Here is an 18,260-nt window from a genome sequence, read left to right as displayed (position 1 = left end):
CAAACTTTATGTTTTAAACATAGAGTTTGCGCTCTGGATCATTTTTTGTTCCCTACTAAAATAAATTCATTAACCTTTCCCAAAATCCTTCACTTTCTTCTTCCTCTTCTACTTCAGCAGTATCTTCTTCCGGCTGAATACTATCTGTTTGAATAACAAATTGAACAGAGTTTGTCATATCATTATTTTCTTCAGATATGAAAGATACTGGATCAAAATCTGATTTATCATATTGAGAAATCATTTTATCGATTTCCTCCTGCATTTCATCAGGAATATTTTGTGTTGCATCATACAGCTGGCTGGTTCCATCCTGTAATTCATCCGTTCCCGCAGCAAGTTCATTTGCTCCTGTTGCTGCTCCACTAATTCCACCATGAATATCTGCATAGGAAGTGCTGAGTTCATTCACTCCATTTGTATAGCTCAACAGGCCTTCATGAAATTGATTATAATTGTCTGCCATTGTGTTCACGCTTGTAATAAATTCATCCAACCCTTCATCAATATCTATTTGCCCGACGGACTGTTCTATCTCATCTGCGAAACTGCGGATAGAACCGGCAATTTCACTGGCAGAGGTTTGAAATTCAGATAGTGCCGGCTCGACAGCCTCAAATGATTCTATTGATTCATTATAGACAGCTAATGCGCTTTGTGCAGCTTCATAAGTTCCTGTCAGCTCGTCGATAATCTCAGAATCTATCTCACTATCATATAAAACCTGGAAATCTTCTTCTGTTAATGTTGCTTCTGGTATTTGATCCATAGCGGTTTTCAATGCTTCCCTGGCATCTCCATAGCCTGTAGTCAAAGCATCTATCTCATCTGCTAATGCTTCCATTCCGGCAGCCATATCTGAAGCAGCTTCTGTCATACTGCCCAATTGGTCTATCCCATCAATACCAGTAATCTGACCAACTTCTTCCTGGATACTCTGAAAGGCATTGTTAATCTCAGATGATGCACCAGTCAATTCGCCGCTGGAATTACTTAACTCGTTTAAACCATTTTGGAATTGGGAGGAGCCATTCTCTAATTCTGTTAATCCTCCTCCAAGCCCTCTGATTCCGTCTCCAAGCTCACTTACTCCCTGATTAATTTCACCAATAGCATCTGTTAAGCTTTGAAACTCCTCTGTGAGTGCATCTGTATCTGGACTATCTACAGAAACAGATGATGGTAAAGCTGAAATCTCCATTCCAGCTAATTCAAATTGATCTGTATCCGCTTGAAGCATCAGTGTCTCTTCTTCACCAGGCATCACCGTAAATGCAATCTGTTTATTTTTTCCGGCATTCGCTATGGTTGCATCCTCGGCTTCAATATTATAAAAGTAATCGGTATTCAATGACTGCGAAATTTGCAGCATATAGTTATCAAAGAAGGGTGTTTCTGCTTCTTCATTCTCTTCTACCTTTATTTCTATCTCTACTTGACCAGATTCACCAATAATCGTTTTCGGATCTACTTCTTCTCCGTCTAAATAATAATTAATTGTAAATTTCCATGGCAGTTCTTTTGAGAGATTTCCCTGATAATAAAATGTATCTGACGCAGCCTCCATTCGGATAGTATCTCCGTCTTGTTCGATTTTACTGGTATCTGTTAAATTTTTAACAGATTCATAATTACCGAAATCCTCAATAACTCCTGGTTCCTTTAATTCAAAAGCATTTACAACATATATATTTTCCAACGAGCCGCCCGCTTCTAAATTCGCATAAACAACCTCATTTTTCTCCTCAACTTTTCCTGTATCATCCTTCTCCTCTGAAGACTCTGCCAAAACGCCTGTATTGGTAAAAGGAATAAAGAATAAAGCCAGAGCGAGCCAGACCCATTTAATTGTCTTCCTCATATTCATCCTCCTTTTGAAACTTCATCCCTAACGATGTTTTTTGAAGTAATGTATCACCATAGACAAGTAATGCAGGCAGCAAGGTGATAACAAGAATAAATGCTAACAGTGCTCCTCTTCCTAACAGCAGGCCGATTGATCCGACAACAGGGTTAGAAGAAGTCATCCATAAAACAAATCCGACTATGGATAAAATGGATGCAGAAACGGCAATGGAGAAGAGCTTATCGTCCAATGTCATTTTCATTGCCTTCCATTTTGGCATATATCTTCTATAATTTTTATATGTCTCCGTCAATAATATTGCATAATCCACTGTTGCTGCCAGTTGGACAGTACTAACAATTAAATAGCCGATAAAGACCAGTGGTGTCCCCGTAAAATAAGGGATGGCCAAGTTAATCCATACCGCTGCCTGAATAACTAATAATAAGATAACCGGGAAGGAAATCGACCGGAAATTAATTAAAATTACAATTCCTACGCCGAGAATCGTTAAGATATTAACAAGCTGATTATCCTGAGAAACAATCTCCTTCATATCATATAATGATGCACTTTCTCCTAATGTCAGCGCATCTTCTCCATAATACGAGGAAGCAATTTCCCTGATATCTTCTACAATCGTAAAGGGAAGGTCTCCCTCTGTTCCTGCTTCCGTATTAATAATAATCCGACTGTAATGCTCGGAAAGAAATTGCTCTGTTGTCTCTTCCTCTAAAAAGTCCTGCGGGATAACACTTCCAACCATCGTTGCATAGCTGATAACGGAGGAAACGTAATCTGTGTTTTCAATGACTTGAACCATTTCCTGTTCTTTCCCTATATCATTATTAGGAACAAGCAGAACAGTAGAAGTAGAATCTCCGAAGCTCTCTTCAATTTGCCTTACGTCCGTTCCCAATCGGGTATCCTCTGGAGGTTCTCCCATTCCATAGGTGAATGTTGTACTGCTCTGTGCCAGAAAGCTTGGAACAAGGAGCAATAAAACCAGGATAAGAACCGGAAGCCTTAATTTTAACAGCTTCTTCCCAACTCCTTCAAAACGGGTCGGAACAAATACACGGTGCTGCGTCCGGTCAATCCAGCGATAAAAGACCAATGTAAAGGCAGGCAGGAAGATAATAACGCTGATAAAGCTTAAAATAATTCCTTTTACCAGGTTTAATCCTAAATCAGAACCAATTTCAAAACGCATAAATAATAATGCCATAAAACCGAAAATAGTTGTAAAAGCACTTGTACTGATAACTGGCCACGACTCTTTAATAGCTGACTTCATTGCATCTTCCGGTTTATAGTTTTTATTCCGGTAATCCTGAAAACTATGTAGAAGGAAGATAGCATAGTCCAACGAAACCGCCAGCTGTAATATCGGAGCAACTGCTTGTGTAACAAACGAGATTTCTCCTATGAATATGTTCGTTCCCAGATTAATTAATACAGACACGCCAATTGCAGTCAGGAAAAATACTGGTTCTACCCATGAGCTTGTGGAAAGAATAAGAATAATTACAATAATCGGTACAAGGAGTGCTGCAGCGTACATGCTTTCTTTCCCTGTCATTTCCTGCTCCGTTGCCGTATTAACTGCCTCACCGGAAATAGCATTATCCTCACCAATCAAATCATAAATGGCATTGGTCGCCTCTACTTCTTTTTCATTAGCAATTGTCACAGAAAAAAGCGCATTTTCATTCTTATAGTACGTCTCCACTGTACTCGTGTCAGAAACTTCAACCGGTGTCCGGATATCCATAACATCGTCCAGCCAGAGAACCTCTGTAACACCATTTATTTCTTCCAGAGCATGTTTATATTCCATCGCTTCCTGAATCGAGACATCTCCTACCATTACTCTGGCATTTGGAATACCACTGTCAAACTCTTCCTCCATCACTTCTAAAGCCTGTGTAGACTCTGCTTTATCCGGTAAATAATCCTGCATATTGTAATTCACATCAACAAACAAAATCCCTGCTAAAGAAAGAATCATGAGTATCGTAAAAATTGTTACAATTGTCTTTTTAAAACGAATAATTAAATTTGCCACTATCATTCCCCATTACCTTGCTGATTTCATTCATATAATTTATTATTATAAATACACAATGTCAGTTAGACAACAAACAGTTGTTTAAATTTTGTACGTTTCACAACAAAAACCAAATATCTGTTGGATAACAGATATAATTTCATAATTTGTTCATAAAAGGATGGTCATATATTATGGTGCAGAAACTAGACCGAAGAAAACGTTATACAAGAATGGCTCTTAAAAATAGCCTGATGGAGCTTTTAAAAGAAAAACCTGTTTCTTCAATTACTATTAAAGAAATTTGTGAGCATGCCGATATCAACCGCTCTACCTTCTACAGCCATTATGCGGATCAATATGATTTATTGACCCATGTTGAGGACGAAATTATCGATGAGCTCAATCAAGCACTGCTTCAATACGACTATACACAAGAAAAAGAAGCACTTGCGATGTTGAAATATCTGCTCGAATATGTCTACAGCCGTCACGAGCATTTCCGAATCCTTTTCAGTGAACATGGTAATAAAAGATTTACGCACAAGGTTATGTATGCTGCACAAACGCATATTATGAATGACTTCAATGAACCTGAACATAGAATGAGCGAAATAGCTGCAAAATATCTGACGATTTATTCCGTCAGTGGAAGTATTACAGTGATTGAATACTGGCTGGAAAATGGGATGAAAGAATCGGCGGATGAAATGGCTAAGATTATTACGGAAATAAGTAAACCATGTTAAGAATAGTTGAGGAAAATTATTTATCAAAATGTGACGAGTATGTTTGAATGGAAGGAATTAATGTGGCTGATCTTATTACTATTGAGGGGCGCTGACGAAATAAAATAAGGAACCGGGAAGCTTATCTGCTTTACCGAATCCATTGATTTTAGAGCATTTGCAGTTTCAGTTTAATGTTTAGGTGGAGCAGGTATTTTTTACTGACATTTTCTTTATTACAAGAGCAAATTCAAACTATTAGTCTGGCTTTTTTTCTTTTACAAAATTACTAAAGATTGATAAAGTGATACCAATAATTCCAACTGGCCAAATTACAGCCGTCGGCAGGAGCTGAATATCATCATCAATTAGTCGCAGTAAGTCGCAGAAAAAAATTATAGTCATCCAAAAGCCCACAACAGATAAAGTTTTCTTATTTACTATAGTACTTCCTTGAACCTTCTTCAATATGGCACCTCCCTGAACCTTTTCTACGCTTTTATAAAATGCATTTTCACTTACCCATTCTTTGATGTTTACAATTATATAGTTATTATAACATAAAATTTAATTAAATAGATTGAAAAATCAATCTATTATCCCTTATTTTTCTACTATTTACAACATACAGCTTATATTTTATTGTATGTGTCTTTCACCAGCCAAATAATCAGATACCTGGTTTAATCGTATGTTGTAGTATTTTCACATGATACAAAATCAAAGAAAAATGATGATTTAAAAGCTTCAATTAAGCTTCTTTCATTATATAGTTAACCCCGAACGACACATTCTTATGCCAGTAAAAATGAGCTAACCCCTAATTTCTGTTCTGTTAAAAAAACATTTAAAATTTAAATATAAATGTAATTTTATGTTTGAAAAAACTTAAAAGAATGGGCTAAATTTTCATTTATACTGGTAATTTCACAATAGAAATACTATTTTGCCATTTTGCTTTTTCCCCACAAAGTCTATACGATTAAAACAAATTTATTATTACTTGGGGATGTGGTAAAATAATGCTGACAACCGTAAAAGAAAATAAAAAAACTTATCGTGAAAAAATACGGATTACGATGGGCTTTGGAAAAATTTAATTGAAGAGTTATTTCAAGAATTTATGGAATATTTTGCACAGGATTTATATCCGGAAATTGATTTTGAAAAAGGAGCAGACTTCTTGAATCTGGAACTTTTTCAGTTTGTTATTGATTCAAAAAAAGGGAGAAACTATACGGATAAATTAGTCAAAGTGCTGCTGAAGAACGGAGAAGAAAAATACGTCTTCGTCCATATCGAAGTGCAGGCTATTGGAGAAGAAATCTTTGTTGAACGCATGTTTAAATATTTTTACCGCATCTATGATAAATACAATCATCCGATTTATTCTATCGCCCTTTTGACTGATGCCAGGCATCAGCACCATGAAGATACGTTTCATTATTCTTTTTACGGCACAGAGTTGACCTATGCCTATAGTACCTATCGATTTTATGGAAAAGATGAGGAAGAGCTGAAAAGATCTGATAACCCATTCGCTTTAGCTGTTCTCGCGGGAATCTATAACAGTAAAAACAATGGAAAGACAGATAAAGATAATGAAGAAAAGTTCCACTTTAAGCAGAAACTCATCAGGCTGGCATTCGAAAAATATTCACATCGCGGGACCTATCTTTCAGCCTTGTTGTACTTTATCGATTATATTCTGCAGATACCACCGGAATTTCAGGAAAAACTGTATGAATCATTACCAATCGCACAAAACGAAAAGGAGGAAGGAAAAATAATGGGAATGGAAAAGTTAAGAGACACCCCGACGTTTGGAAGATTGTTTAGAGAGATCGAGGAAGAAGCGACCAAAAGAGGGATGGAGAAAGGGATAAAGAAAGGCATCGAGCAAGGAATGAAAGAAGCAGAACGGAATTTTGTGAAAAAGCTTTTAGACAAGAATTATACAGACGAAGAAATATTTGGATTAACCCGCTTCGAACCTGAAGAAGTAAGCATGCTTCGAAAATCATTTAAAAATTAATATCTGAAGCAAGGAGTAAATCTTCCCGTTTTTTATGCAGGAAGAAAATTCAAATTTCTTCCTGCATAAGTGCAACAGTTTTAATATACCGGCTCATCACAGGTGTCATCTGGAATTCCTAACTAAAGGCCAGCGCCAGCTAATTTTTTTAAATAATCCCTTATTAAAAAATGTTACATGAACTTACTTAAATCTGGATAACCTGTTACTGCCCATCCACCATCTACAATCAGGCTGACTCCATTAACATAGGACGCTTCATCGCTGACAAGGAATAATGCCGGTCCTGCTATCTCTTTTGGATCTCCGGCTCTCTCCATTGGAATACGCTCCAGATACGCATCATTAATGGCATCGACATCTGTTAAGCTGGAAGTTAGCGGTGTTGAGACAAGTCCTGGCAAGATGGCATTGACCCGAATATCATACTTAGCCATTTCAAGCGCTGCATTTTTTGTAAGCATCTCCACCCCCGCTTTTGCTGAAGAATATGCTGCTCCGTAATGCATTGGAACATGCGCATTTAAGGAAGCAACGTTGACAATTGCTCCTCCACCATGCTCTTTCATGTATTTGGCTTCATGTTTTAAAGATAGGAAAACTCCTTTTAAACATAAATCAACGGTGAAGTCCCAATCTTCTTCCGGCTGATCGATGATTGCTCCCGATTTAGATGCACCAGCCACATTAAAGGCAATATCTAATCCGCCAAATGCTTCTGTCGTTTTCTTAACAAGATTTTTAATATCATCCTCTTTGGTTACATTTGTTACGACACCCAGCAAATTCCCTTTATGCTGCTGTTCCAGCTCTTTCAATTTTTCTTCGTTTAAATCTGCGACGCCTACTTTCGCTCCAGCTTCCAGTAAATTCTGTACCACAGCATAACCAATCCCTGAAGCTCCTCCTGTTACAATTGCAACTTTACCTTCTAATGCTGCCATTTTTATTTCCTCCTTTTTCTACTATCTAAAGCATACGCTTTTATTTTTATCGATGTCAAAAGTTGTAACTCTTCACAGTCAATGTGTACCATATTTATAAGGATGAGCAATTACTGAACAACATATCCTCGAAAATATGGAAAACCTGCATACAAAGTATTTACATTGCACAAACTTTTATTATGGGCAGCTTTCAGGACCTAGATTATAAAATGAAAGAAAAAACCTTGATAAACTTTTTCTAATATTGATGTTTTGCTTTCCTTGAAAAGAGGAATATTACAAAAGAGATGCAAATACTACATCTAATTATTTACATTAAAATATTTGGAGGTCTTTTTCATGTCAAAAGTAGCAATTATTACAGGTTCTGCAGGCGGTTTAGGAAAAGGTATTGCGAAACGTCTAGGTAAAGACGGCTTCAAAATCGTACTGCACGACATAAATAAAGAAATGCTGGACAATACCTTAAAAGAGTTTAAAGATGCTGGTGTTGATTCCGTTGCCGTTGTTGGTGATGTATCTAAACGTGAAGATCAGTTTAATCTTGTTAAAGAAGCGGTTGATGCCTTTGGGCAATTAGATGTATTTGTAAACAACGCCGGAATCGACGTTGTTTCCCCATTCCTTGATATTGATGAAAATCAATTAAATAAAACATTTGCAGTAAACGTAAATGGTACAGTGTTCGGTACACAGGCAGCTGCTGAACAATTTATTAAACAGGATACAAAAGGCAAGGTCATTAATGCTTGCAGTATCGCAGGGCATGAATCCTTTGAAATGCTGGGTACTTACTCTGCTACCAAACATGCTGTCCGTTCTTTCACCCACTCTGCGTCTAAGGAGCTGGCACCATATAAAATCCGTGTTAACGCATATTGCCCTGGTGTTGCAGGAACAGCGATGTGGGATCGTATTGATGAAGAAATGGTAAAATATTATGATGATATGGAACGCGGAGATGCTTATAAACAATTTGTTGAAGGTATCTCACTGGGTCGTTCTCAAGAACCTGAGGATGTTGCAAACCTAGTCTCCTTCCTGGCTTCTGATGATTCTGATTATATTACCGGACAAGCTATCATCACAGATGGCGGAATCGTGTACAGATAATAGCGGTAAGGCTGATGGAGCACCTGTTTAACAATATAAGCATCTGGATCTTAAATATCAGGTTTAGATGCTTATTTATTTTTTGCCTATTTACTTTCTGTCAATAATCCGTTATGATGTAAGCAATTACAAAAAAGGGAGAAGGTGATGTCTTATGAAAAAAGTATATGTAAACATGTCGGCAGCTATTTTTCACAGGTACTCACCTTCCCATACGTGATATATAATTATTTGGACTTCTAAAAGAGCTCCTATATTTTTGACGTGTCCGGGTTGGTTTGTACCAATCCGTTTTTTTTATTCAAAAATATTAGGAGGAAATCCACTTGCACGAATTTCAAAAAACCTATGCTTATCGTCCAGAAATAAATTATCGAGGTTCTATCAAGCTGTTAGCCCGTGTCATCAATGAACAAAAGGAAAGATATACCGTTCAAACCATCTACGGGGCACGCCCGGCAGTTGTAAAAGGCAAGCTCCGACATGATGCTTCATCCAGAGAAGATTTTCCATCTGTTGGGGACTGGGTCGTTCTAAAACAAAATAATCCTCATGATGTTCTTATCATTGACGAACTGCTTCCCCGTTTCAGCAGTATTGTCCGTAAAGCAGATGAATTAGAAACAAATGCACAAATTCTCGCCAGTAATGTTACCAAAGTATTTATTGTTCTGAGCCTGGAGGAAAAAATTAATGAGCGGAAGCTGGAGCGGTTTTTAGTAACTGTGTGGGAAAGCGGCGCCAGTCCAATTATTATTCTTTCAAAAGCTGATTTAGTGGAAGATTTGGAAGCAACCAAACAAAAAATTGATCAGGTTGCCCTCGGTATCCCTGTATTGGCTTGGGATGCTGTTAATAAAATTGGAAAGGAAGAAATCAGGAATACTATCCATGTAGATGATACGATTGTATTAATAGGGAACTCCGGTGTTGGAAAATCAACCTTGATCAACCATTTGTTAGGCAAAGAAATGCTTAAAACCCAAGCTGTTCGCGATTCGGATAAACGCGGCAGACATACAACAACGCACCGGGAACTGTTCAGGTTGCCGGAGGGCGGTGTGATTATTGATACTCCCGGGATGCGAAGTTTTTTGCTTTGGGCTGGGGAAGAATCCGGCTTATCGCATACCTTTTCTGATATTCAAATGCTGATTGAGAAATGCCGCTTCAATGATTGCCTGCATGATACCGAGCCAGATTGTGCGGTGAAAGAAGCACTGGCAGCCGGTGAATTAGAAAAAGAACGCTGGGACAGCTATGTTAAATTGCAAAAGGAGCTCGCTTACCTGGAACGCAGACAAAATGCACGGCTTGCTGCAGAAGAGAAAAAGAAATGGAAAAAAGCTACAATGCAGCATCGTATGAAGTAAATAATTGTCTATATGCTATACTGCTAAAAAGCAGTCGTGTCCAACGAAACACGGCTGCTTTTATTTAATCAAGTAAAGGAATAAAATACATGACAGGATGATTACTTGGGTGGATATCATGGATGATTTTCTTCACTTTCTCAATTTGGTGAATCATACATCGGAATTCCACCTTACAATCCGTTTGCAGGAATACATTTTCCGGCTGTAGCGACATTTCCAATGGAGCAAATTCCAATGGCCGGGAATAATGTCTGCATTTTGTATATGAAAGAACATTATCCTGATTACCGTGGTGCAGGAATCCATGCTCATGGAGCTGCTCCCGCAAACTGCTGATATATTCCTCTGCAATCAACACCTCTACCTTTACATAATTAAGCTTCATCCATAACACCCCCCTTTGTTCAAATTCTGTTTATCTTTAAAACGTTTCATATGGAGCTTGCACGTCATTTATATAATTACTCATTAACTGTGGCCAGATGGTCTGTATTATTATAGTCAATAACACACCATTTGCCGTTTTCACAGGAAAATTTTGTGACTGATGTATTCTTCAGAAATGTAATCCCTGTGCCCAGCTTTCCTTCTGAAATCACAGCTAAGAGGCTATTGATTAATGCACCATGAGAAACAATTAAAACACGCTCATCCGGATAGCTCTCGCAAACCTCCTCTAATCCCTTCATTCCTCTGGCCTTTAAATGTTCAAAAGACTCGACATTCGGAATATGATCACGATTAGGGAAGTAACGGTTTCTGTCCTCTATTGTCATGCCCTCGGCATCTCCATAAGCGCGCTCAACAAAAGCCTTCATTTCATGCAGGGGAAGCTGCAATTCCTGATTAATGATTTCTGCTGTTACCTTTGCACGCGCTAAAGGACTGGTAATTAATACTGTCGGTTCAAATAGTTTTGCAGCCGTGCAGCAAACTCCAGCTTGTAATTTCCCAGTTTCATTTAAAGGGATATCTGTCTTTCCCTGAATTCTTTTCTCTTTATTCCAATTTGTTTCTCCATGCCGTATCATACAAATCTCCGTCAAATCCATTTCCCCACTTTCGAACTATTTTTCTTCTTGTACTTATTCTAGCACTATTTCTATCTTTATATCTATTAACATGTATTCACTTCAGACAGGTCTTTCTTCTTCACAAAGAAAAAGGCTCAAGGGTTCCAATCTCCCTCGGCCTTTTTCCAATTTCATCTATTTTTCCATACAATGTGATAACTCCTGCTGTTCATTTTCTATACGTTTGTTTATTCTCCCCAAATCTCTTTTGCCACATCCACGATATATTTCAGTTTGTTCCACTGCTCTTCCTCCGTTAAAAGATTCCCATGATGGGTCGAAGCAAATCCGCATTGAGGACTGATGCATAATTGATTAAACGGAACATATTTGGATGCTTCTTCTACTCTTGCTTTAATATTTTCTTTATTCTCCAGCTCACCATGCTTGGAAGTAAACACACCCAGCACTACGCGAGGTCCCCCATTTGGAATGTAATCAAGCGGCTCAAAGCCGCCTGAACGGTCATCGTCATATTCTAAGAAGAATCCATCTACTTTTTCTTTTGCAAATAAGGTTGGAGCTATTTTCGCATAGCTTCCTTCAAACGCCCATTTCGAACGATAGTTTCCGCGGCATAAATGTGTTGTAATTGTTAAGTCTTCCGGTTTATCCTCCAGTACACTGTTTAATACATACAGAGCTAAATCAATAAAATACTGACGATCCTTCCCGTCTTCCGTTGTCGGGAAGTTCTCTACATTTAATCCTGCAATATAAACATCGTCCAGCTGCAGATAGCGGCAGCCTGCATCATAAAAAGCTTTTATTGCATCACGGTAAGTTTGAATCACATCTTCTGCATATTCTGCCAAGTTAGGATAAACTTCTGGATTTAGTATTCCTTTTCCAAATAATTGATTCGGGCTTGGAATCGTTTGTTTAGCAATAGAGCGATCACCGACGATTTCTTTAAATTCCACAAATTCCTTCACATGTGGATGATCTGGGTTAAAGGAAACCTTTCCTGTTACACGCACATTATAGCGTTCTGTTTCCTCTCCAACAAATTTAAATCCCGTCTCTGGCACATATCCTTCAACCCCATTTAAATGCTCCTGGAAATCTGTATGCCAGAAGCGGCGTCTGAATTCCCCATCCGTAACAGCCTGTAAACCGACTTCAATCTGTTTATCAACTATACGCTTGATTTCTTCCGTTTCAATTTGATGAAGCTCTTCTTTAGAAACAGTTCCTTCTTGAAAATTCTTTCTTGCCTGATGGATACGCTCCGGGCGTAATAAACTTCCTACATGATCTGCGCGAAATGGTGCTTTTACTGCTGTTTTTGTCATTTTATCTCTTCTCCTTTTTTACTTTTTCATATATTATTATTTATTATGGCAAAATTGCAAAGGCGCGGACTGGAAAACCGCTTGCTTTTTCAGGTTTCGGACTAATATTAAAAATCACCGCTCCCTTTGCAGGCAATTGATCCAGATTTGTTAACAGCTCGACCTGAAAGGTATCCTGCTCCAGCACATAATACTCACCGATTAAAGAGCCATTTTTCTGGGCATCAATTGCCGCATCGGTATCAAATGTTTCATGACCTACTGCTTTAATCTTCCTTTCCTCAAATAAGAATTTTAAAGCATCCAGCCCCCATCCGGGCAAGTGATTATTTCCGTGTTCATCCTTATTCTCGAAAGCCTTTTTGTCGGGCCAGCGTTTACTCCAATCTGTCCGCAATGCTACAAAAGTACCTTCTTCAATTTTCCCATGGAGCTCTTCAAATTCTAAAATATCTTCCACTGTCAAAATATAATCATGGTTTTCCAAAGCTGCTTCTGACTTATCAATTACAACTAGCGAAAGAACAACCTCTTTCAGTTCCAATTCCTCTAAAAAGCGCTGATCACGGACAAAATGAATTGGTGCATCAATATGCGTGCCATATTGTCCTGAAAAACTGAACTGTTGTGCCAAAAACCCATCATCGTGTGTATATAATGTTTCAAACTCAGCATCTTTAAATGCTGAAAAATGAGGAGATTCAGGACCAAATGTATGTGTTAAATCCACCCATTTTTTGGATTTAAGTATTTCTAATGCCTGCAATAATTCATTTTCTTTTATCACCGTCACTATAACCAACCCCCAAAAACATATTTTAAGCTTTTGTTTTATATTCTGTAATATGCTCCTGCAACGTTTCGTCTTCTCCAAATAAGAAATGCTTATGCATATCTGGAGAATATTTCGAATTAATAGTTTCTATTCCTACAGCCTCTGCAACAGCACGCAGCATTGCCGGGGAAGCTCCACAGCATAATCCAATATAACTAACACCGGTGCTATGGGCTTTTTTTGCCCATTCTGCCAGTTCATAACGATTATGATAAAGCGGGTCCAGAGAAGTCGGGAATGTTGTTTCTGTCGGTAAATGGCAGCTGCATCCTCCGTCCGGCAGGTTAAAGAAAGTAGGATTTTCTTCTGTTGTCCGATAAGGAATTGGCAGTGCTCCTACATATCCATCCACACTTTCACGGATTTTCTCTAAATATGGCTGCATGGTATCCGGTCCGCGGAAACAGTTCATTCCGACAACCAGTGCTCCGTTATCTTCTAAAATTTTACATGACTCTTCAACTGTGTAACCGTCACGTAAAATATTTTCACCCATTAATCCTAGTGTAATTACTGCCGGTAAATCATATTTTTTTATTTCCTCTAAAGCAATCAGTGCTTCTTCATGATAGTAAAAGGTCTCCCCGTTAATATAGTCAACATCTTCATCCTTACACCATGAAACCATTTCATTAAACATCGCTCTCACTTTATCCTTTGATTCCTGATCCTCTGGATTAAAGATATTTGTATTAGAGATATTTCCAGCAACCAGAGCTTCTTCAACCGGATGCTCTTTTGCCACTTCCTTCGCTAATTTAATCGCATTTCTGTTTAAAGGCTCCAGCAGATCTTCTTTACCAATGATACGCATTTTTTCACGATGCGCGTTATATGTAAATGCCAGCACCACATCAGATCCTGCTTTCATGTAATCACGGTAGACTGCTTTTAATGTCTCTGGATTATCCAGTGCTACCTCCGGCACAAAAGATCCAGCCTGCAGGTATCCTCTACGCTCTAATTCAAATAAATATCCCTCCCCTGCAATTACTGTTCCCTGCTTTAAACGTTCTTCCAAACTTCTTTTCGTCATCTTTAAATTCCTCCTAAACTTATTTACTTGTATTATTTAACTGCCGATAAGCTGTTATTGAATCGAAAAAAACCTCTTCTTATCAGTAAGAAGAGGTTTTTGAGTACGTCATCAATGTCTCCTCTTATCTGCTAGCTAAATGCTACTGGAATTGGCACAGTTCTTTTATAAGTCTGTTGCCGAGGCTTCAAAGGGCCAGTCCCTCCACCTCTCTGGATAAGAAAATGTATTGCTATTTATTTGTTGTAAATAACTATATATGTATTCGAATTCCATGTCAATAAGAAATTTTTAAAATATTTCAGCAGGTTTTACCCTTGCGTTGAATTATTCTATTGAATACTTCATATACTGGATAGACACATTTCATACACATTCGGTTTTCTATTTAGATCAAAGTATATGTTTAACCTTATTAATAAAAGGGGTATATTATTTTTATACAAAAAAATTCATAAATTGTTCAAAAAGTATAGACACGTTTGGAAAATAAGCATATAATACACATTAGTTCTTAAAAAAATTATAAATCATATTGAATTTTCTTATCAATATTGGTATAATTAAATTTTTCACTTCAAAAAATTCAAATCTATAAATATAATATATGGAAGGGGGGCGTAGATGTTGAATAGATATTTGATTATCGCTTTAATGATTGTCAGTTTGCCAATGACACACTTATTCATAGACGCACATCACAGCTACGTTCTCGCCGAACAGGATATACTGGTTGACCATCAGGCTTCACATGACTTAGGATTGGGCAGCGGAAGCGATCAGCCGGATAAATCATTTATAACAAATCCAGCTTTAGTCATTACCTTATTCTTATTGGGCAGTCAATGTTTATTTACAACAGTTGTCAGAGCTGTCCGTACAAAACAGCTGCTGAACCCTGTTTTCTATCAATCCAATTTCGTTGTTTAATCCTCTTTTGAGCAAAATATAAAATCAAAAGAGGAGGCTAATAAAATGATGATTTTTAGATTAATCGTTATCGGATTCTTTTCATTGACTGCATTGTCTGTATTCACTTATCAAGGTGTTGAGGTGTTTCATGCAGTTGCCGATATATTCAGAGCAAGATCATAAATTGTAACCATTTATACGGTAAAGGTTTTTCATCCCATGATACAAAAAAGAGGCTGGGACAAAAGCCAGTAAAAATAGAAAAAGTGACTTTCTACTATGATTTTAAGTAGGAAGTCACTTTTTTAATTTGATTAAAAAATGAAATAAACGTACAAAAAAAGGATACCTTCTGATAAAGTTAAAGTACCACTACAAAAACAGAATCGAGGTATCCTTATGTTTAAATATTATAACGTAAATCAAGTCGTTTTGCCATTAGATTTCGAGATGAAATTACAAGAAAATGATATTGCTTATACCATCCATGAATTTATCGAACAGATTCCAGAAGAAGCTTTCACCGGTTTTACCCGTCAAACAGGCTGTCCCGCCTATCACCCGCGTATGATGATGAAAATTATTTTATGTGCTTATACCCAGTCGGTGTTCTCTGGCCGAAAAATCGAAGCATTATTAAAAGATAGTGTGCGAATGATGTGGCTTGCGCAAGGATATGAGCCGAGTTACCGTCCAATTTCGTTGTCAGCTGGTGGAAAAAGAGTTGATCGATGCGGAGGCTATCTTTATTGACGGGACCAAAATTGAAGCCAATGCCAATAAATTCACCTTTGTCTGGCGAAAATCGATCGAGCGTTATCAAACGAAACTTGTAGAGAAGTCCCATGCCCTCTATGAAGAATTAGTGGAAAAAGAAATTATTCCAGAAATCAACCGGGAAAACCCGGAAGCTCTATCGACGCAAGAACTTCAACAGATGGCAGCGAATTTGGATAAGTCAGTCCAAACGTATACGAAACAAATCGAATCGATTGAAAAAGCACAAGACCGAAAAGCCCTGCGTTCGGAACGAAAGCAGCCAAAACAAGCCTTAAAACAGGTGCACGATTTCATCTGTCGTCAAGAAAAATATGAAGAAGCCTTGGAGATTTTAGAAGAACGTAACAGCTATTCCAAGACGGATCACGACGCAACCTTTATGCGATTGAAAGATGACCATATGAAGAACGGACAGTTGAAAGCTGCTTATAATGTGCAATTGGCAACAGAAGGACGTTACGCATTAGCCTATGATATTTTTCCGAACCCTACCGATACACGAACGCTGATTCCTTTTTTAGATCGTATTGAAAAGGATTATTTTGCGTTGCCTGATGTCCTCGTAGCTGATGCGGCTTATGGAAGTGAACAGAATATAGAAGATGTCACCCTGAACCGGTTACGAACTGCCTTGATTACCTATAGTATGTACCGCAAAGAGAAGAAGAAAAAATATAAAAATAATCCCTTTAACACCGCTAACTGGGATTATGATGCCGAAATAGATGCCTTTACTTGTCCAAATGGTCAAGCTGTTACTTATCGCTATAACTCCAAACGCACAGACAAGTATGGTTACCAGCGACAATTTAAGGTCTATGAATGTGAAGATTGTACAGGCTGTCCTTTGCGAGAGCAATGTACCAAGGCAAAGGAAGGTAACCATCGGAAAATATTTTATAATGAAAAATGGGAAGCACAAAAGAAAATGATACGAGAACAGCTTTCAGATGAAGAAATGGGCAAGCTTTACGGAAAACGTAAGATAGATGTGGAGCCTTTCTTTGGATTTTTGAAGGCTAATTTGGGTTTCACTCGTTTCTCTGTACGAGGAAAATCCAAAGTGGATAATGAATTGGGATTCGCCTTAATGGCAGTGAATCTGAGAAGATACACTGCCTCTAGCTGCTTTTTTATGTATCTACTTATAAATGATTTCAAAAAAGATGGATTTCACATCAAAACCCAATGTGAAATCCATCTTTTCATTATTTTTGGCTAGTTATGTCCCAGCCTCTTTTTTTGATCTAAATTATTTATACTTTATTAAAAATTCCCTCCACGTACTTCTGTTACATCGTAGACAGTTACAAATGCCGTTGGGTCAACATCTTGAATCGTTTCTTTCATTTTACTTTCTTCCAGACGGGTAATAACACATTTAATTTGCTTAAATTTCTTTTTAGAGTAGCCGCCTTCAACATGCTGCAAAGTACAGCCGCGTTCAAGCCGGTCGCTGATTTCTTTCATCATTTCATCAGCATGCTCCGTAATAATATAAACTGCTTTTGTACTGCTTAATCCTTCTTCAATAATGTGAATGACCTTTGAAGCAATGTAATAAGCAATACCAGACATTAACGCCCCTTTGATTCCAAACACAGTGGATACTACGATAAATACAAATAAATTCAAGAATAAAATTAAGTCACTTGTTCCAAATGGCAGCTTACGGGATAATAATACAGCCAGCATGTCAATCCCGTCCAGCGCACCCCCATTACGAAGCGCCAGCCCCATGCCAGTTCCAATAATTATCCCGCCGACAGCGGTGACCAGCAATGTATCTCCTTCAATTTCAATAATAGTTGGAATATGATGCATCAGGCTTGTACTTATTGCAAGTGAAGCAATTCCTAAAGTAGAGAGGATTGCAAAATTCTTGCCGATTTGTTTATACCCTAAGTAAATAAACGGAATATTTATAACAGCAATTAAAAGTCCCAATGGTAAACCGGTCCACTCTGACCCTACGATACTTAACCCAGTTACCCCGCCATCAGAAACACTATTCGGTATCAATACTGCTTCCAATCCATACGCTGTAATAAATCCGCCAATAATAATAATTAATCCTCTTGCAAAAAACATGGCTTTTCTTGATTTTTTCGTTTGTGCTTTGCTCATCCAACTTTCCTTTCTTTATATTTATTCTTAACGGCGCATGAAACAACATACCCTGCTTTTAATTTGTGTCAGTTTAGCCCTTATTCCACTGTTTGAATAAAACAGAA

Annotated in this window: 15 protein-coding genes, 1 pseudogene and 1 riboswitch; of the genes and pseudogenes, 6 read left to right on the top strand and 10 right to left on the bottom strand. The window is 37.8% G+C overall.

Annotation, left to right across the window (positions count from 1 at the left end; translation table 11 throughout):
• Positions 1 to 55: 55 nt before the first annotated feature.
• Positions 56 to 1,861, bottom strand: coding sequence for a YhgE/Pip domain-containing protein (locus tag MHH51_RS03835; RefSeq protein WP_339284575.1), 1,806 nt, complete (start codon positions 1,859 to 1,861; stop codon positions 56 to 58).
• The gene (locus tag MHH51_RS03830) at positions 1,845 to 3,920 is read right to left on the bottom strand and encodes an MMPL family transporter (protein ID WP_339284573.1); all 2,076 of its coding nucleotides are present in this window, start codon (positions 3,918 to 3,920) and stop codon (positions 1,845 to 1,847) included. The genes MHH51_RS03835 and MHH51_RS03830 overlap by 17 nt, the downstream gene beginning before the upstream one ends.
• A 170-nt stretch (positions 3,921 to 4,090) precedes the next feature.
• On the opposite strand from MHH51_RS03830, the gene MHH51_RS03825 reads away from it, so the two are divergent.
• Positions 4,091 to 4,645, top strand: a complete 555-nt coding sequence (locus tag MHH51_RS03825; RefSeq protein WP_339284571.1) for a TetR-like C-terminal domain-containing protein — start codon at positions 4,091 to 4,093, stop codon at positions 4,643 to 4,645.
• 237 nt (positions 4,646 to 4,882) lie between these two features.
• On the opposite strand, the gene MHH51_RS03820 is transcribed toward MHH51_RS03825, so the two are convergent.
• Positions 4,883 to 5,092, bottom strand: a complete 210-nt coding sequence (locus MHH51_RS03820) for a hypothetical protein (protein ID WP_147210720.1) — start codon at positions 5,090 to 5,092, stop codon at positions 4,883 to 4,885.
• A 655-nt stretch (positions 5,093 to 5,747) separates the two neighbouring features.
• Between MHH51_RS03820 and MHH51_RS03815 the strand changes: the two genes are divergently transcribed.
• Entirely contained in the window at positions 5,748 to 6,659 is a 912-nt protein-coding gene (locus MHH51_RS03815) for an Rpn family recombination-promoting nuclease/putative transposase (RefSeq protein WP_339284569.1), read from the top strand.
• 173 nt (positions 6,660 to 6,832) lie between these two features.
• Here MHH51_RS03815 and MHH51_RS03810 read toward each other — a convergent pair whose 3' ends face one another.
• Positions 6,833 to 7,603, bottom strand: a complete 771-nt coding sequence (locus MHH51_RS03810; RefSeq protein WP_339284567.1) for an SDR family NAD(P)-dependent oxidoreductase — start codon at positions 7,601 to 7,603, stop codon at positions 6,833 to 6,835.
• Between the two features lie 342 nt (positions 7,604 to 7,945).
• Between MHH51_RS03810 and MHH51_RS03805 the strand changes: the two genes are divergently transcribed.
• Positions 7,946 to 8,719, top strand: a complete 774-nt coding sequence (locus tag MHH51_RS03805; RefSeq protein ID WP_147212761.1) for an acetoin reductase — start codon at positions 7,946 to 7,948, stop codon at positions 8,717 to 8,719.
• A gap of 326 nt (positions 8,720 to 9,045) precedes the next feature.
• Positions 9,046 to 10,092 (top strand): ribosome small subunit-dependent GTPase A, encoded by a 1,047-nt coding sequence (rsgA, locus tag MHH51_RS03800; RefSeq protein WP_339284565.1) that lies wholly within the window; start codon positions 9,046 to 9,048, stop codon positions 10,090 to 10,092.
• Positions 10,093 to 10,156: 64 nt separating this feature from the next.
• Here rsgA and MHH51_RS03795 read toward each other — a convergent pair whose 3' ends face one another.
• The 5 genes from MHH51_RS03795 to MHH51_RS03775 all read right to left on the bottom strand — a co-directional run bounded on the left by MHH51_RS03795 (position 10,157) and on the right by MHH51_RS03775 (position 14,334).
• Positions 10,157 to 10,480 carry a cytochrome C biogenesis protein gene (locus MHH51_RS03795; protein WP_156985763.1) on the bottom strand — a complete coding sequence of 108 codons (324 nt, stop codon included), beginning with the start codon at positions 10,478 to 10,480 and terminating at the stop codon, positions 10,157 to 10,159.
• 76 nt (positions 10,481 to 10,556) lie between these two features.
• On the bottom strand, positions 10,557 to 11,147 hold the full coding sequence (locus MHH51_RS03790) for a histidine phosphatase family protein (RefSeq protein ID WP_339284564.1): 591 nt from the start codon (positions 11,145 to 11,147) through the stop codon (positions 10,557 to 10,559).
• A 209-nt stretch (positions 11,148 to 11,356) separates the two neighbouring features.
• A complete protein-coding gene (locus MHH51_RS03785; protein WP_339284562.1) occupies positions 11,357 to 12,463 on the bottom strand; it encodes a 5-methyltetrahydropteroyltriglutamate--homocysteine S-methyltransferase in 1,107 nt (368 codons plus the stop codon).
• A gap of 43 nt (positions 12,464 to 12,506) precedes the next feature.
• Positions 12,507 to 13,259, bottom strand: a complete 753-nt coding sequence (locus tag MHH51_RS03780; RefSeq protein WP_147212763.1) for a cyclase family protein — start codon at positions 13,257 to 13,259, stop codon at positions 12,507 to 12,509.
• Positions 13,260 to 13,281: 22 nt separating this feature from the next.
• Positions 13,282 to 14,334, bottom strand: coding sequence for a homocysteine S-methyltransferase family protein (locus MHH51_RS03775; RefSeq protein ID WP_339284560.1), 1,053 nt, complete (start codon positions 14,332 to 14,334; stop codon positions 13,282 to 13,284).
• Positions 14,335 to 14,455: 121 nt separating this feature from the next.
• Positions 14,456 to 14,557, bottom strand: a riboswitch (SAM riboswitch).
• Positions 14,558 to 14,958: 401 nt separating this feature from the next.
• Here MHH51_RS03775 and MHH51_RS03770 point away from each other — a divergent pair.
• Together MHH51_RS03770 and MHH51_RS03765 are read left to right on the top strand one after the other, a co-directional pair.
• Positions 14,959 to 15,264: a hypothetical protein gene (locus MHH51_RS03770; protein WP_156985767.1), complete on the top strand. Its 306-nt coding sequence runs from the start codon at positions 14,959 to 14,961 to the stop codon at positions 15,262 to 15,264.
• Positions 15,265 to 15,645: 381 nt separating this feature from the next.
• Positions 15,646 to 17,248, top strand: a pseudogene (locus tag MHH51_RS03765) (IS1182 family transposase).
• Between the two features lie 44 nt (positions 17,249 to 17,292).
• Here MHH51_RS03765 and MHH51_RS03760 read toward each other — a convergent pair.
• On the bottom strand, positions 17,293 to 18,153 hold the full coding sequence (locus MHH51_RS03760; RefSeq protein WP_147212754.1) for a YitT family protein: 861 nt from the start codon (positions 18,151 to 18,153) through the stop codon (positions 17,293 to 17,295).
• Positions 18,154 to 18,260: the final 107 nt, after the last annotated feature.

The organism is Oceanobacillus sp. FSL K6-3682 (assembly GCF_037976165.1).
GTDB classification, from domain to species: domain Bacteria; phylum Bacillota; class Bacilli; order Bacillales; family Amphibacillaceae; genus Oceanobacillus; species Oceanobacillus sojae.
Note: the sequence above shows the minus strand (reverse complement) of the source record. Positions and strands in the feature narration are given on the sequence as shown.